A 15,503-nucleotide genomic window follows, 5' to 3' on the forward strand; every position below is an offset into this window, starting at 1 on the left:
TATTCGTTTAATGTAATGTTGCTTCAATAAATATTCAATAATCTATTAATGATTAAATATTGAAATCCTATCGAATAACATATTGGTTAACGTATTCGATTTATCTTCCATACTCTTTAAACTTTCAAGACCTTGCTGTTTTGTTGTGATAAATAGATGAAGCTCGGTTTTATCTTGATTATTAATATATGTTTTTAAATGGCTTAAGGCCTCAACCAATAGATCACATATCGAAACTGTATGATAAAGTTCGTATGGGAAATCAGATCCAATTTTCACAGTTCTAATAAGAGCGCTAGTTTCATTTTGATTATTTCTATAATCATTAATTGACTTTACCAATGAGTCAATTTGCTCGCTTTCAACTTCATTGAGTATAATTAATTCAGTTAGACTCGAAATTTGCTCATTAAACCGATGTAATTGTTCAATATTCTCATGTTTAAAACCTTCAAGTACCGAAATCATTTTAATATAATCTGTACGTTTATCTTTTAATGTTACCGTATTTCCTGTTTTCAAAGCATTAATACCTACTTGTTTTAATAAATTTATTGGTACCATAGTACGATTTTCAAAAATAATCGCAGGTACATCTTTACTTGCATCAATACTGTGATTTTCCCAAATAACTTTCACTTGATTGTACCCTTTATAAAGATTTCCTTGTGCTGAAGCTGTTGTAATAAAGGTAAGCAAGAATACAATTAGTACAATCAAGATTTTTTTAGTCATTTTTCACACCTCTTGTAGTATAGTTATCAACTGGTCTTCCACGCACTCGTATTAAGTGGATACAATACTAAAAAAAATAATGAATGCGATAGTTGCGTTAAAGTTGGAATATGGGGTTACCCTTGTTTAACAAAACTGCCCTTTAATTAAGAAAACGGCAACCTTATCCTGGCTACCGTCTATTACTTTTTATAGAGCTATCTTACCTGTCGGATTAATACCTCTACGAATACGTCATTACAAATCAAATACATACGCAAAGAAGTACACGATACATAGGATAGATCCTGCAATAGGCAGCCAAATCTTTGGTGCCCGTATCTTATTGTGTTTGAGGTAGGCAATAATATTAAGGATCAGACCTAATAAAGGGATAAACCCAGCTTTGTAAAGTACAATACTTGCCATCCCAATCCAGAAGCCAACCCACGAAAGTGAAGGTGCTTTTGTCGGCCTTGGTGCTTTGTACGATATAGGTTCCATTTCTTAGATCCTTTCTGGCAGTGCCCGCATATTTGTATTCCCGTCATTTCAGATACCGAACCCCTCGGTTGCCTTCTGTAATTTGTAATAAACCAACGTACACTTAAGCTGTATAACCATCTAGGTTTCTACGGTAACAAAAGGATCATTTTTAACTAATATCATCTTCATACTTCTTATCTTGGGTTTCCCAGTTAATAATGATTGATATTCTATCCTTCTCTATGGCATCTAATGTTGTATAATCATTGTCGGCTTCCATCATGGTATATTCGACTGTAAATTCATTCGTCTTTCGCATTTTGATTTCATCAATAATAATCCCATACTGATCCTCATATTCTTCCTGATATTCACCATTGTTTATCAATTTTGCTTTATAAGACGGATCATATATGTTAATTATTTGTGTTCCTAACGCTGTCCCATGTGCAAAAGATATCCTCTCCACTTCGTGAAGATCCTCCAAATCACCTTTATACTGATAAATAATATTAAAATAATGCTTTCCATCATGCTCAATAACATTGTTATGAATTGTTGCTTTCCATTGTTTACCCTCGGACTGAAAGATCAATTTCTCCTCGACTGACTTTTCTCCACCTGAACAAGAGCTTAATATGAATAGTAAAGAAACATACATGCCTATTATTTTAATGAAATCACTCCCAATCACTTTTTCACATCATCTGGATACTATCCTTCGCTATTAACCGAAGAGCTTACTTGGCGATTATCCTCCTAATTGTCCCCGTCTATACGCTTCTCTCCTTCAATTGGTAAGACTAATTTATTTCCATCGTCACGATTGAACCTCCCAATTAACGTATCATTCCCTTGGGAATCCAATTTACCATATGTAAACACACCAGCCCTAAATTCATTCAAGAAATATACCAAGTTCATCATCGAAGGCTTCTTTCCCCATTCACGTTCGGCCACGGTATCATTCTGCCATTTTAGTATTGCATAACCTTCTTCGTTCACTTCATAATATTGAGAACAGTAACCAGAATGATTAATTTTAAAACGCAGTGCTTCTCCTTCTGGAAACGTGTAAGAAGTATAATTGTACCCTTCCCCAGGTACACATGACGGCGCTTCTCCATTTATTTTAGTTAACCCAAGTGCAATTTGACGAGCCTCCGTAATATCCCCTTGCATAAGCATCTTATATTTGTCTTGAAAAGTCGGTGTACGGACAATGACTCGATTGTCTTTAGCATTATAATTGACATAGGCACCAAGGGTTTCACTTATGAATCTAAGTGGGATAAAAGTAAAGCCATCCTTGTTAACAACTGCTACATCAATATCCACCTGATTACCGTTAACTGTTGCAGTCGTTTCTCCTTCAAGAAGCTCGACAATCTTGCTATTATCTTTAGTATGAAACATCACCGTATGAGTCTTAGGATCGTAAGCGAAAACAAGCCATGCAGGATCTGTAAGCGCCCGCAACTTCACCAAAGTTCGCCCTTCTACCATAATCGCGTTGTATTGACGGCTCCCATTGACAAAGACTGATGTAGAAGAAGCATATGCAGGCGCACTAGTTAACAGCGCCCCCATTATCGCAAAGCATAAACTTACTTTTATCCATTTATTCATTGCACTCACATCCCTTGTTATTATTTCTATATATTTACAATAACTAAGACGTTTCTAGCATAGAAAAGTTGCGGAGACACTTTTTAACGACACAAAGGCTGCTAGTCCTTTAGCAGCCTCATCAGATCATTTAAGGTGTTACCCAAATCTTATATATTATCTTGCCGTCGACTAAATCCTGTGAAGTATTAACATTTAACTTTACTTTGTTATTGTTTGCCCATTTTGGAAGGTGCTCAACTAAAAGTGTGTAGACTTTATCATCTGGAGTCGCATATCCAACGTTAACTCTTAGTCCACCTGCAAAGTCCGAATAAAGTGAATCTGTCCATTCAAAAGCCTCCCAGGATGATTCAAATATCATATTGGCTTCCTTGTAATTCTCATTAATCCATTCAATGTCCATTTGGAAACCTCACAACATCGTATTCGTGACATGAAAATTCCCCTTATGATGTACCTGATGTACCATCTAAAACACTAAAATCAATTTTTCCAGTAATAACAATTGTTTTTGTTTCTTTAACCCACGATATATTTCCAAATAAATTTAAAACTGTGCTCCTCAGTGGAATCAGTAATTTACCATTTTTAATAAATGGCTTACTAGACATTAAAGACTCATCCATTCTAACTGTCCCATCATTTAATTTTGTTTCGAATCCAATCGTATCATTTATATCATTGTAGGTCATAAACATTATTGGGCTCATGTTTTTATCGAAACGAACTGCTAATTTCACTTTTTTATTTTTGTTATCCCAAACAATGTAATTGTAAGAAGTTCCCATAATTTCTTTTACAAGACGCATACTAACCATTACTTGATCATTAACAATCTCGAATTCATTTTCTTTCAGGTTGTAAACCTTATCATTACCCACTATCTTAAGACAACAATTCTGCTCGGCATATGTTTTCTGATTTGGTAAGAAAGATAGTATTAAGAATAGTGACAGACAATAAATCGTTATTTTTTTCATTCGTGCCAACAACTCCTATTATAAAATGTCGACTGCCTATTATCGTTGTGGTTACGTTCCAGTTAGCATAAAAAGTACATATATATTACTTTCTCAGGAAACCATTCAAAACCTAATGTTTTATATAAACTTCGGGCACTTTCATTATTTGTACCTGTATTAAGTTGCAGCCTATTGGCATTATTTTGTCTAGCGACTTCTATTGCTTTATCAACAAGCAACTTTGCAATTCCTTTTTTTCTGAATTGGGGTAATACATAAAGGTCTTGAATCCTTAAAAAAGGTTGCCCTTTTGTTGTGGAAAACCCCCAATTCAAAGCAATAAACCCCATAAAGACTGCTTCTCGTCTAACCATAAAAAAATCAGCATTATTAAAATTAACCGTCTTAGACTTTGTTTGCACTCTTCCTGCTGGATCTTTCCCCACTCTCCATTTGGGAGAAGATAATTTACTAATAGATAGCTTGCTTCAGGTAGCAGCTCTAAAGATAGCTCTTTTATTTCTGATTGGGGCATGGTATCAAACCTCATTCCAATTGATTAGAATAGTAATCATTATTTACTGCACTAATCCGCTCTATTATTGAAAAAATCCTATTCAAGGTGGCTTTATAATATTTTCATTTGAATTGGGCTTTTCATTTCCCCCAAACATCGGCAGCCATATTCGACTGACTGCCGATGTTTTTAAATAAGAAGAATCTTCTTATTTAGGGCTCATTTCATAAACTTTTAGGATCGCCGAGTTAAATAAAGAGTTATAATCGTTTTTCATCAAATTAAATGCATTAATAGCGCTGGAATTATATTCAGTGAATTTTTTGAGTTGGTTTTCATCGTTGCTACTGATAAATAATTTCAATTGCTCCAATGCATCGATATAATTATCACAAACAATATCGGTTCGGTAAATAGCAGAAGGCCGATCTGTTAAACCAGTTCTTAAATTTGAGATGATATGGTCTTCACTGGCAATAGCTGTTTTAATATTTTTCAATTCTACTTCGAGCTTGTCAATATTTGATGTAACTTCATTATCTTTTAATTCGATTTGCCCTAGTATACCTGTAATCGAGATGCTAATATTATCCAATCTTTGAATGCGCATTTGATTAAAGGTCTGAAGTGATTGTAAGGTATTAATGTAAGGGGTACGTTTATCAATTACCTCAACTTTGTCTCCCTTTTTTTCGGCATAAAAGCCCGCTTGATTAAAGAGATAAACAGGTAACATTGTTCGCCCATCCATAATAATTGCAGGTTCTCCTGGATTTGACTTCAATTCATTCCCTTGCCAAAAAATCCTTATACCAGGGAATTTTAGAAATTGATTAACAGGAATAGCAGCAACTGTCGCAAATATAATTCCGATACAGAATAAAGCCAGTAGTACCTTTTTCAACATCTAACTTTCCTCCATTTGTTATCCCGTTTTAATTTTTAACCATTTGCCCCATTTTACTAGCCTGCTTTTATTTTATTTCTCGTCTGATTTTAGTTACTAAAAACATATTGAATCGGCGAATTGAAAGCACTGCTCAAATAATTATGGTAGTCACATTTTTTAAAACTTCTAGCTTAGCTCCAATTTCAGTATTTAATGAGTCTATCGTTTCCCAATCTCCAGCACGTAAAGCCGTATCAACTTTTACCAATAATTCCGCTGCGGCTTCAAACCGCAAATGATTTGTTGAACCTTTTACAGTTAAATCATTAGCCATAATTAATGAATTTTTAGGTTCAATAAACCTTACATATTCCAATTTAACTTTTGAACTATCAAGCCTGTTAGTTTAACGACAAACACTATTACGTTGATACAATGAGATAAAACGTAAAATTTGTTACAATACCATCTTTAACAAAAATTCTTAGAAATGGTTCGTGACCTGTCGAAAGTGTGATGGCAGTAATCCCATTTCCATAAGCAGCTACCGAGCCTCTTGGACCTACATTATAAGGCTTATCAGGATAATTTGTCGGGCCATAGAAGACACCTTCTCCATTCTTGTGCCAATCTGAATGCTGTGGGAATAGTGACATGACATGATCAAAAGTCTCACCAACATGAATGCCTCTTGGTCCTGGGTAGGAGCCATGTATATCTATTGATGATGGAGTCAAAGCATCGTTGTAGAATTTATAAGTAACAATTTCATTAGAATATATCGTTCCCCCATCATATAACTCTTTTTTTAGCCCGAGCTCCTCCATCTGCTTTTGTGACCAATCATCCCTTAATAGATCAAAATCTAAGATTTCCTGTAAACTCAAAGCGTTGAGTCGAGGATTGGTATTAATCGAGGCTAATTTTTTCTTATTATCCCAGACCACGTTGGCACCAGTTGCTTCGCTAATAAATCGCAAATTTACATACACGGTACCAGAACTACTCAGAAATGGACTTTGCGTTAGGAGATATTGATTATCATTGATAATCCCGTACTTACTCTCTAGTTCTAGCTGAATATCAAGATTTTGTTTTCTTCCAGTGACTTTTTTTGTCTTGTTATCCCAACTCACACTCAAACCCAATGCTTCAAAAATGGTTCGAAAAGGAATCATTGTATTGCCATTGACCACTAATGGTTTTTCCTTCAAATCCATTGTTAATCCATTCAATACAACAGACCCATAAACATCAGTTTGCGCAGCAATTGCCGAAGAAAAAGGGGACATCACAAAGATAAGTATCAGACACAGAAACAGACGAGAAGTGTATATTTTCATTTTTAGACCTCCAGTGATTTATTATACTAGAATAATTTCGGAGGTAATAATCCGTTAGATCAACAGTCTGTCGATATTATCGATAGCCTATTGTCGTTGCAGCCTAATCCCCAAAGTTTAAAAATAATATTCACCACCAGTTTCACAGTTGCCACTTGTGATTTCCCCATCTGAGTTCTAATCAATTTATTATTGATTTTGATCGATAACATACGTAATTTCTTCATCCGATCCTCTTGTTCTTGTATTAATTAATAATTGATGTTCGTTTAGCCACCTTCCATCGATAACAAATGAATTTTCAGGTTCATCTAATTGCCTTACTTCGCTTGTTTCCATATTCAAAATTGCAATTGTGCTTTCAGGTTTAGCACGATCTGGACTAAAAGATATCATTGCCCAAGAGCTACCATCCACTGTCCTAATGAAGTTTATTTGGTTTAATGATTCTATCTTAAGTACCTTTACTATCATAGTGTCTACATTTGTAATGTTTACACTTCCATAATCAGACTGATGAATAAGATACGGAAAAGAAATAGCTTCGTTTAAAGAGAACGTAATAATTTCTGATTCTTTATTTGTATCAAGATCTACTTTGAATATTTGATCTGAGCGTTTTATATATATTTCATTGCTCTTCCCCCACCCAATAATATGATAGCCACCTTCAACAACAGGTTCCTCAATTCCCGTTAACAAATCCTTTTTCCACATTTGACCGTTCAAGTTTTTAGCAGTAAACGAATTCCTGTTTGAAAAAAATACTAACCTCGTCCCGTCTGGATTAACACTTGCATCAGATCCCCATACGACAGAGTTACCTTCAATTTGCTCTTCATTGATCTTGGAAATATCGTAATCTCCAATCTGATCTTTTAATAATTTACCAATCTTATTCTCATAAACATTTACGTCATATAAATTTCCATCTATCTCCACAATTATGTCGTCAGTATTCGGCTATGAAACAAGCACATAACCTCGATCATTGTTATTCAATAAAATTGGTTTGTTATTAATAATGCTTATATCGAATTCTATTTCTTTACTAATTCCATTTATATTCAAAGTAAGAATCTTTTTTTCGATTTTTTGTTTCTCTAAAGGATTTAAGGTAACTAACTCATTTTCTTCTCGTGCCACAGGATCAGTTGAATTTACAACAACCTTGTTTTCTTTCTCAGTTGGAATTTGGGTCAATCTGCTGTTTTGATCTTCAATAAAACCTTCAGTATTTCTGAATAAATCCCATTCATTTTTTTGAACGGTCCATACCACCGTGGAGAGCAGCAATATAAATGTAAGGGTTAAAGAAAGAATCAAATTAACTCTTTTTTTCTTCATATTCATCATCCTTTACGCTTTCCATCTCCAAACCGCTCATCCGTTCTAACAAATACAAATCTTGCCACTTTACCTCGATCATAAATAAATAGGTTGCCGATCTTTACTGTCCAATAATAATGACATGTAGATGACAACCTTAAGTTTTTGCGTTTTTTAGTATTAAGGGAGTTTGATAATTAAACTTTTTTCATTATATTTCGACAAACTTAAATTAATATATCTAACATATTCATTTTTTAAAATCTCATACGATTCAATTGCCTTCTTTCTCTCTGAATTAAATGCTTTTAATTCAGCTTCATCATCAGTTTTGAGAAAATTCAACAAGCTGTTTATCGCATTATTATATTGTTCAGCACAATCTAAAGTATGAGTAAATCCATCAGGTGTATCTATGATTATTGCTAGTCCATTAACACCTGGATGTTTTGCATTTTCTTTCAATATCTCTAATAATCCCAAGAGGCGAGTCGTGTCTACTTCTTCTTTAGTAATAACATGTGTAAGTACATTCACTGTCTCTTGATCCAGTTGGTCAAAGTAATCTAGAAATCCTAATCGGAAGCTATTCAAGATTTCTAAATTTTTAACATACTTGGTTTTGGTATCATTCAGAGACAATGTTTTTTTGTTTAACTGTACTTGAATATAGGCTTGTTGTAACAACGAGGCAGGTATATAAACACGACTGTCAATGATTCTCGGAACGGCATCCAATGATGTAGTCAGTTCTTTATCTCCCCAAAAAACTTTAATTAATCCTGAGTTTTTCACTCCCTGCGCTGCTACTGTTGATGCCATTAAGATAATTAATAGAACACTTCCGAACGCGACTCTTTTTATCATGGATTTCACCCTCCAATTTTTATCTATTTGTTCTCTTATAGCGTCGGGGTGGAAGGATTCAAGCATTTTTCACACCCCGCCTCCAATATCCAGGTAATACTCCAAATAGTAGGTTTTATAGGTCGATACATCCAATATTAAGACGCTCGATCTAGATCAAAAGTTGCGTTGACCTTCCAATAAACTCCAATATGGCTTGCAGTTTGTCGATAGCCGAAAAGCCCCCTAATGAACAGGGGACTATGTTTATATATCGCAATTGCCGTATCCTTAAACCTTTTTGCAAAGGCGAATTTGCCATCCTTTAGAAGCAAACAAATCAGTCACTTATATAACATAATAAATCCCATCTATGTCGCCCATTAGCGTAGTGAAGGCTGCCGAATGACTAAATCGGCAGCCTTCATATTGTTTATTGAGCTATCATTCCTCGTAGTTGAATAAAAATGGAGCTGGCCGAAGTGGCTGCCCCGTTGTTATTTTCATCTTAATCCGTTCCTTCATCGTAGTTAAGTGACAAAGCTAATTCCACACCTCCCACCAATCTCCACAAACGAACATTGCATATTCAGCAAGTAATTCTCTCTCTTCATTTGAAGGTCTGATAAGTAACTCATCATTTCCTTGAAAAATAATTTTAAAACCATCATCGAATGTATGAACATCTTCAACTGTTAGATTTATTAATTCACACAAGGCATCTCGAAAACCAATACTCTCAAAATGATACTCCACATCTTTTACTGTTACAGTCGGTAGAGCCCACGCTGTTAAAACTGCATCATCGTTACCGCAAACAAGACCAAACTGAACATAATCGCTAATAAATGTTACAAAATATAGCTCTGCTCCGATCATTTTGTCTTTAGTCATCTAGGATTCCCTCCTTAGACCGACAATCAGCTCAATGTGCTTACCGCCGATCTGCTGGCAGCCTGTTGAAGTATCGTACCCGTTAGTGTATTGAATAGAGTATTTTAAGCCCACATATGAGGCAATAAAATTCTAAAATATTTGATGAAGGTATGGTCATCATTAATGGCTAACAAACCTTGAAACAAAGGTTTTTTATACGTCTCATTTTTGGTAAAGGAGTTCAAAAAGCTCCTTGCTTCATAAATCACAGTGCTCTCCAGGACCTCGTTTAGACCAATTGATTCACTCAATCTCTTGTCTAAATCTTTAAGAATGTCGCCTTCACTTCTTTCACTGGTTGAAATCCCCAATTCATTTGCTAGTTCTGTCCAATCTTGACCCTTATACTCCATCTATTTCCCTCTCTTTAAAGCAATTAAATAGTTAATAACAAAATAAATGTTCACTAATCTGCCCATTAGCATTACATTTCTTCAACACTGATACTTTTGATTTTACATTCCCATAAGTCTAATACAGAACCTAAATCAAAAAGGAAGAGTTTTATCTCGTCATATCTCTTGCTTTTTCGAATTGTACGAAATTTAAAATATAAGCGATTCTCAGTCACACTTTCCTCTAATAATTTGAAAGCTTTGATTCGTCTGTCTTCACCCCATGTCCAGCCGCTTGCGAGTGAAGTTATAGCTATGAGTTCAATCCCTTCAATATTCACATCAGTAGTTATTTCAATACTGAATATAGTTCCCTTTTCATGTTTGAAGTTGGGGAATTGATAATGCTCTAAAATTCCTGTCCACTCCATTTCTTTATCAGTAAAGTAATCAAAATTATCCTGGGTCATTTTAAGCCTCCATAAAAGTAAAAATACACTCCTCTCCATTCTATACAAAAGATTCCCCACAGTCATAAGTAAGGATATACCACTTGTAACAACGCCCTATAATCCTTTTCGATGAACTATCCTAACCGTTAGTTAAACAAAGTCAACCACCCTCTCTGGCTGCCTTGTCTCGTTCGTTTAACTTAACTTATTCATCGCGGCTTGAATTACACCGCCAAATTTTTCAACCTTTCCACCATACGCATAATATACAACAAAAGCATTCTTTTGTTTGTATGTTTTAACAGGAGGTATAAAAGCAGGTATTGAAGGTAGAATGAAATTGATTCCTTCATTCATATCCTTCTCTGAGTTAAATAGATACACATAGATTTTTTCGGGTTTTACTACATTTTCCGTTGCATTCGCGATGGTAAAAATAGAGGGTCTCACCTTATTTATAGCGTCTGGAGCCTCAGACTCATCATCACGTGAAGAAGGAACCACATCAGGACCTTCAGCTCGAATTGCTATTATGATATCGTCCAGACTTAATTTGTTTTCGCCTTTCTCTAAACTTGTGCAACTAGATAATAACAAACATACAGATAGAATGAAGATTATGACTCGTATATTTATTTTAAATCCCTCCATGTGATATTTCTAAGTTACTTATCAAGACGGCCAATGTGACCCTTTTGTTCCCCAATAATGTGTTCATTTGGGTAATCGTTTTCGTTTTGGGCTTCCCAACAATCATCTACATCGAGCTGATTCCTCACCCACCTACGAACTAACTATTCATTATTGATTTCCATATCCTCGTTACGTTAATCTAGCCGTTAGCTCAACAGGCTGCCGTAAATCGGCAGCCTGTTCTTAGTTGTGCTTTCGTTTTCTATTAGCTTCATCTACCTACTTTACATATTAAGTCTGTTTACAAGAACAAGGAATGATTTCATTCGAGAATGGTTTTTTCTCGTGGTGTTGTCATCTCAATAAACTCATCTTTTATGCTACCCTTGATTAAAGACTTTAACTTCTCACGTCCAATTTTATCAAACCAAGCCTGTACTCGTTTAACATGCTCTTCATCACTTTTGACTTGGGATTCAATATGTTCGTAATTATCGAAGCTGTCATACTCCCAAATAGCAAATACCTCCAATACCCCATTTATATCCTTTGTAACCCATCTTCCAACTAATCTGGAACCGTATTTAAGTTGAGTTGGTAAAAGTGTTTCATTAAAATGATCATTGAAATCAGAAAGTAATTGAGGATCAATTAAGTAAGTCTTTCTACGGTAAATCATGATCATCATCTCCTGCATATTATAATATTTCTAATTCTGTTCTTTCTTAGGATTATTCGATTCTAAGCCATATTATTTCACCATCCTGCCTGATAACATCAACAAGGCTGCCTAATTAATTTTGGCAGCCTTGTTGATGTTTATGGTGCTATCGTTCTCCGTAAGCTTTTATAAAGCTTCCTGTTACACATATACGAAATCCTAACTACACAATGTCAATCTCCGCTTACTAGAAAGTGTAATGAGACACGACTCTTCTTGAAAAGAACCTCATCCACGGACCTTTTTTCATAGTAAGTGTAATATCTTTATCCCTAATATCCTGAACACTCACAAGGCCAGTTCAATTGGATTTCCTTTATACTAATCGATTTGACCATAAAATACCCCATTGGTATTGTTCCGCCTAATATCAGATTGAAGCTCATTGTAATTTACAAAATTCGAAACTATCAATTACTTTTTGCGCAATTGCTTCTCCATCTGTTCCATAATCTACTTTGAATTCTGGATCATCTTTATAAGTTACGTAGCTTCTTTTGTAATTTCTATAAGGACTGATTAGGTAATCTGCTTCCTCAGTAGATATTTTTACGTATTTCTTATATTTCGAGTAAGTAATTAGTTTACTAAATTCCTTTGAATAACTTAGCTCCATATCTGATGTTACGATGGGCGAACGTAGACTATCAGCCAGTGACTTAAGTATAAAATCCCCCAGCTCTTGAAGATCAAAGGGAGAAACAACTTTATAATAAATTGTTCCAAGATATGTAGAACATCCTATCTCATGCCTTGCATCGGGTATGATTACAATTTCATTCTTCCTTACATCAAGATAAATACCTGCCCCAGATCTATTTTGCATAACATTGCCTCCTTTGAAACTAATGAATTTACGCCTATTCTTATACTACTTAGAAAAATATCGTTAATCTATATAACAATGAATAGAATACGCAGTAGTGTCATCCTAACAAACTTAGAAATATACTTTTCGAGCTAGAATCCCACCTTCATTATCCTGTACCCTTGTTTCATAAAGTGAAAATTCATGTTCATCAAATTTATATCGGTAATAATTATGTAATGAAAATACAGCGTGTGGATGCGAATAGCCAAAAATCCATTGGATAGTTTCAATTCCGCAACCAATGTTCTCATAGTGAATGTTATATTGAGAAATTGGATCGGTTTGGAATCTCATCATTTTCAACTGATCTCCTGAAAAGTGGAACCCTGTCATATCAAGAACTCCAGATAAATCAGTTCGCTTGTCATAGAATCGAAGTCGTCTGTTTCCTATATATTCATTACTAAATCGCTCGCTATCGTTCCCTATTGTCATACTTGGGTCATTGAAAATTGATTTCCATTTCTTATTGTATAGGCTATACACGTTTAATCCCATCGCTCCTGCGCTTCCAGTTGAATATTGATAAAAGAAAACCTCGTCTGTTCGGTCACCTATCACATCTCCAAGCATGATTTTACTCGTAATATATCTATTCTGATCCACTATCACACCATCAATTTTCAACAATTTGCCCCTTGGAAACCCGCCAATAGTACCGAACAGTTCTGCTTTATGCATTATTGGGGAGTCAGGTGAAGAAAATTCAACTAACTGACACTGTCGGTAGGGTTCATCTGATTGGGGCATGATTTCATGAGCTTTACAAACCGATTGAAAAATCATACTCATAGCCAAAATTAAAGAAATTCGAATAATACTTTCCTTCATGTAATATTTCTCCTTTAGACAAGTGCGATATCTTAGTTTTCTAACAGGTGAAATTGTATATACAGGCTTTATGCTATCTCGTTTGAATAATAAAGCTGAGATAACCACAATTAATGGGAAGTTGCAAAACCAATGACCATTTAGCTCAACACCAGAGAGAATAGAGTATCGAATTTCATTCATAAATTTTAGCAGCGTATAATATTTCAGCAAAAACCTTCCATGTTGGTTTGTCGGGGACCTTTTGGTTAGTATTAATATAATATCTATCCATGTCATCCATCCACGCTTCCATGGCTTCAAAGTAACTTTCTAGGGTTGAATTTTCCCACTCCTCACTATGTGTAGCCAAGTTACTTCTAAGTGCTGAAATTAATTTGATCAAATCTTCTTTTGAATTCACTTTGCTTACCATCTCATGAAATTGCATTATAATACTCCTTGTTGAGGTCCCATGCCTAGTTAGTTGAATAACTCTTGCCCATCTCGTACGTTGAAATACAGTTTTGTGAATCGACCTTGGCGATCAAGACCAACAACTCTTAAGCACGGTAGATGGTCGATATTCGACAATGTGAAATGATAACCCGTGGCCCATTCAGTCCCTGGTTTCAATTTATATTTAGTTTTAGCTATTTCCACCAAAGTTGGTGAGTCAACTTTAACATCTTCAGTGTTAATAAAATCATAATCATTCCTACCCTTAATAGGAACGAAATTTGTAATATGTCCTTTCGAAATAGAAAGTATTAAGCTTTCTGTGTAATCATGGTTTATAAAAATGAGATTCCAATTATAACGTCTCCCTGTGAATCCTCTAGACCCTCCGAGATTCTCATCTACGCTGGTAACAAGCGCTAGTGACGCTTTGTCATCCCACTCCTTTGCCTTCATTACTCCAATGCGGACTGCTTGTTTCACTGTTATTTCACCATCTACAATATTACTTTGAGAATTGATCGTGGTCGTATTTTCAATATTGGACATAGCAAATGATTCATTGGTAAATAATTGAAGCAGCACCATTACACATAGAAACACCAATTTCTTTTTTATCATTTAACTCACCTCAACGGCTAGCATCATACATTGCAATCAAATATCCGTGGATTGGCAGCTTCACAAAAAACGAGTGCGTTAATCCTCATGGTTTTGTGTTTATCCAAATAGCAAGCTTATTGCTAGCATTAAATCGTGTAATCTCATTAGTCTGCCTGAATAACATGCCCAGATAATCCCAATTTATTAATTACATCTCCTCGATATCGCAAAACTTCCTTTATAAAAGGCTTGCGTTTTTGTGGGAACTTAGGAATTTAATCATACAAGGCCATAACTCCTTGAGCTAATTATCTCCCAATTCGGCAATTTGTTAAGCAAATGAATAAAAGGCTGTCGATTTATGATCGACAGCCTTGAATGAAAACAAATAGTTCTCCTAAATTTACGATTGGATGGACTTAATCAGTATCATATTATTCCTTTTTCCAATCTCCTGTTAACCATTTATAAAGATCGGGTGATTTTGCGCGTATTTGTCCTGAATTATTATACAGAACAATTTCATCATTTACATTTGAACATGCTTTTAAAAGGTTCCCATTCTCCAATTTATTTGATTCACATTTATATGCAGGTACAACAGATATGATATTACCATCACTCATTTTAATTTTTAATACCATTGGATATCCATGCCTGCCATAGTCTGGTTGAATACCAACTGGTGTTGAAGAATTGATCCAATCAATTACCTTTGTAATCATGAATTTCCCAGTTACATCAGAAGTTTGGTATATAGGGGAACCCTTTATTCCATGCAATGAACCAACAACTTGCAATGAAATTACATCTTCATATTTAACGGATAACATTTTCTCTGACCTTACAGGAGACTCGGAGGTTGCTGAGACTGTGCAACTGCTAATGATGCCCGAAATCGTCGTTACCATTAATAACCAAATAAATAAACCAATAACTTTTTGTATTTTCAACATGTTACTTCT

22 protein-coding genes are annotated in these 15,503 nt (G+C 35.0%); all 22 read right to left on the reverse strand.

Annotated elements, in window-relative coordinates:
• Positions 1-45: 45 nt before the first annotated feature.
• Entirely contained in the window at positions 46-735 is a 690-nt protein-coding gene (locus BM412_RS12815) for a hypothetical protein (protein ID WP_091218360.1), read from the reverse strand.
• A 634-nt stretch (positions 736-1,369) separates the two neighbouring features.
• Positions 1,370-1,894, reverse strand: a complete 525-nt coding sequence (locus BM412_RS12825) for a hypothetical protein (RefSeq protein WP_177245810.1) — start codon at positions 1,892-1,894, stop codon at positions 1,370-1,372.
• A 65-nt stretch (positions 1,895-1,959) separates the two neighbouring features.
• A complete protein-coding gene (locus BM412_RS12830; RefSeq protein WP_091218368.1) occupies positions 1,960-2,829 on the reverse strand; it encodes a copper amine oxidase N-terminal domain-containing protein in 870 nt (289 codons plus the stop codon).
• Between the two features lie 130 nt (positions 2,830-2,959).
• Positions 2,960-3,235, reverse strand: a complete 276-nt coding sequence (locus BM412_RS12835) for a hypothetical protein (RefSeq protein ID WP_091218370.1) — start codon at positions 3,233-3,235, stop codon at positions 2,960-2,962.
• Between the two features lie 43 nt (positions 3,236-3,278).
• The gene (locus BM412_RS12840) at positions 3,279-3,812 is read right to left on the reverse strand and encodes a stalk domain-containing protein (RefSeq protein ID WP_091218372.1); all 534 of its coding nucleotides are present in this window, start codon (positions 3,810-3,812) and stop codon (positions 3,279-3,281) included.
• Positions 3,813-3,874: 62 nt separating this feature from the next.
• On the reverse strand, positions 3,875-4,240 hold the full coding sequence (locus BM412_RS12845) for a GNAT family N-acetyltransferase (protein WP_143111615.1): 366 nt from the start codon (positions 4,238-4,240) through the stop codon (positions 3,875-3,877).
• 279 nt (positions 4,241-4,519) lie between these two features.
• The gene (locus BM412_RS12850; protein WP_091218377.1) at positions 4,520-5,218 is read right to left on the reverse strand and encodes a hypothetical protein; all 699 of its coding nucleotides are present in this window, start codon (positions 5,216-5,218) and stop codon (positions 4,520-4,522) included.
• 133 nt (positions 5,219-5,351) lie between these two features.
• Entirely contained in the window at positions 5,352-5,576 is a 225-nt protein-coding gene (locus BM412_RS31845) for a hypothetical protein (RefSeq protein WP_177245812.1), read from the reverse strand.
• Positions 5,577-5,622: 46 nt separating this feature from the next.
• Positions 5,623-6,543 (reverse strand): copper amine oxidase N-terminal domain-containing protein, encoded by a 921-nt coding sequence (locus BM412_RS12855; protein ID WP_091218380.1) that lies wholly within the window; start codon positions 6,541-6,543, stop codon positions 5,623-5,625.
• Between the two features lie 189 nt (positions 6,544-6,732).
• A complete protein-coding gene (locus tag BM412_RS12860) occupies positions 6,733-7,485 on the reverse strand; it encodes a TolB-like translocation protein (protein ID WP_091218382.1) in 753 nt (250 codons plus the stop codon).
• Positions 7,486-7,506: 21 nt separating this feature from the next.
• Positions 7,507-7,899 carry a hypothetical protein gene (locus tag BM412_RS12865; RefSeq protein WP_091218385.1) on the reverse strand — a complete coding sequence of 131 codons (393 nt, stop codon included), beginning with the start codon at positions 7,897-7,899 and terminating at the stop codon, positions 7,507-7,509.
• A gap of 153 nt (positions 7,900-8,052) precedes the next feature.
• Complete coding sequence (locus BM412_RS12870) at positions 8,053-8,694, reverse strand: hypothetical protein (protein ID WP_177245814.1); 642 nt, start codon at positions 8,692-8,694, stop codon at positions 8,053-8,055.
• A gap of 567 nt (positions 8,695-9,261) precedes the next feature.
• Entirely contained in the window at positions 9,262-9,612 is a 351-nt protein-coding gene (locus tag BM412_RS12875) for a hypothetical protein (protein WP_091218390.1), read from the reverse strand.
• A 104-nt stretch (positions 9,613-9,716) separates the two neighbouring features.
• Positions 9,717-10,007 (reverse strand): hypothetical protein, encoded by a 291-nt coding sequence (locus tag BM412_RS12880; protein ID WP_091218393.1) that lies wholly within the window; start codon positions 10,005-10,007, stop codon positions 9,717-9,719.
• Between the two features lie 71 nt (positions 10,008-10,078).
• A complete protein-coding gene (locus BM412_RS12885; protein WP_091218396.1) occupies positions 10,079-10,459 on the reverse strand; it encodes a hypothetical protein in 381 nt (126 codons plus the stop codon).
• A gap of 177 nt (positions 10,460-10,636) precedes the next feature.
• Positions 10,637-11,092 (reverse strand): hypothetical protein, encoded by a 456-nt coding sequence (locus BM412_RS12890; RefSeq protein WP_091218398.1) that lies wholly within the window; start codon positions 11,090-11,092, stop codon positions 10,637-10,639.
• A gap of 304 nt (positions 11,093-11,396) precedes the next feature.
• Positions 11,397-11,753, reverse strand: a complete 357-nt coding sequence (locus tag BM412_RS12895; RefSeq protein WP_091218399.1) for an NIPSNAP family protein — start codon at positions 11,751-11,753, stop codon at positions 11,397-11,399.
• Positions 11,754-12,177: 424 nt separating this feature from the next.
• Positions 12,178-12,621, reverse strand: coding sequence for a hypothetical protein (locus tag BM412_RS12900; protein ID WP_091218402.1), 444 nt, complete (start codon positions 12,619-12,621; stop codon positions 12,178-12,180).
• Between the two features lie 114 nt (positions 12,622-12,735).
• A complete protein-coding gene (locus BM412_RS12905) occupies positions 12,736-13,497 on the reverse strand; it encodes a hypothetical protein (RefSeq protein WP_091218405.1) in 762 nt (253 codons plus the stop codon).
• A 175-nt stretch (positions 13,498-13,672) separates the two neighbouring features.
• Positions 13,673-13,927: a DUF7660 family protein gene (locus tag BM412_RS12910; RefSeq protein ID WP_091218408.1), complete on the reverse strand. Its 255-nt coding sequence runs from the start codon at positions 13,925-13,927 to the stop codon at positions 13,673-13,675.
• Between the two features lie 32 nt (positions 13,928-13,959).
• The gene (locus BM412_RS12915; RefSeq protein ID WP_143111618.1) at positions 13,960-14,523 is read right to left on the reverse strand and encodes a hypothetical protein; all 564 of its coding nucleotides are present in this window, start codon (positions 14,521-14,523) and stop codon (positions 13,960-13,962) included.
• Positions 14,524-14,972: 449 nt separating this feature from the next.
• A complete protein-coding gene (locus tag BM412_RS12920) occupies positions 14,973-15,494 on the reverse strand; it encodes a hypothetical protein (RefSeq protein ID WP_091218413.1) in 522 nt (173 codons plus the stop codon).
• Positions 15,495-15,503 lie beyond the last annotated feature (9 nt).

The sequence above is a fragment of the Paenibacillus sp. BC26 genome (assembly GCF_900116125.1).
Taxonomy (GTDB): Bacteria; Bacillota; Bacilli; order Paenibacillales; family Paenibacillaceae; genus Paenibacillus_Z; species Paenibacillus_Z lignilyticus.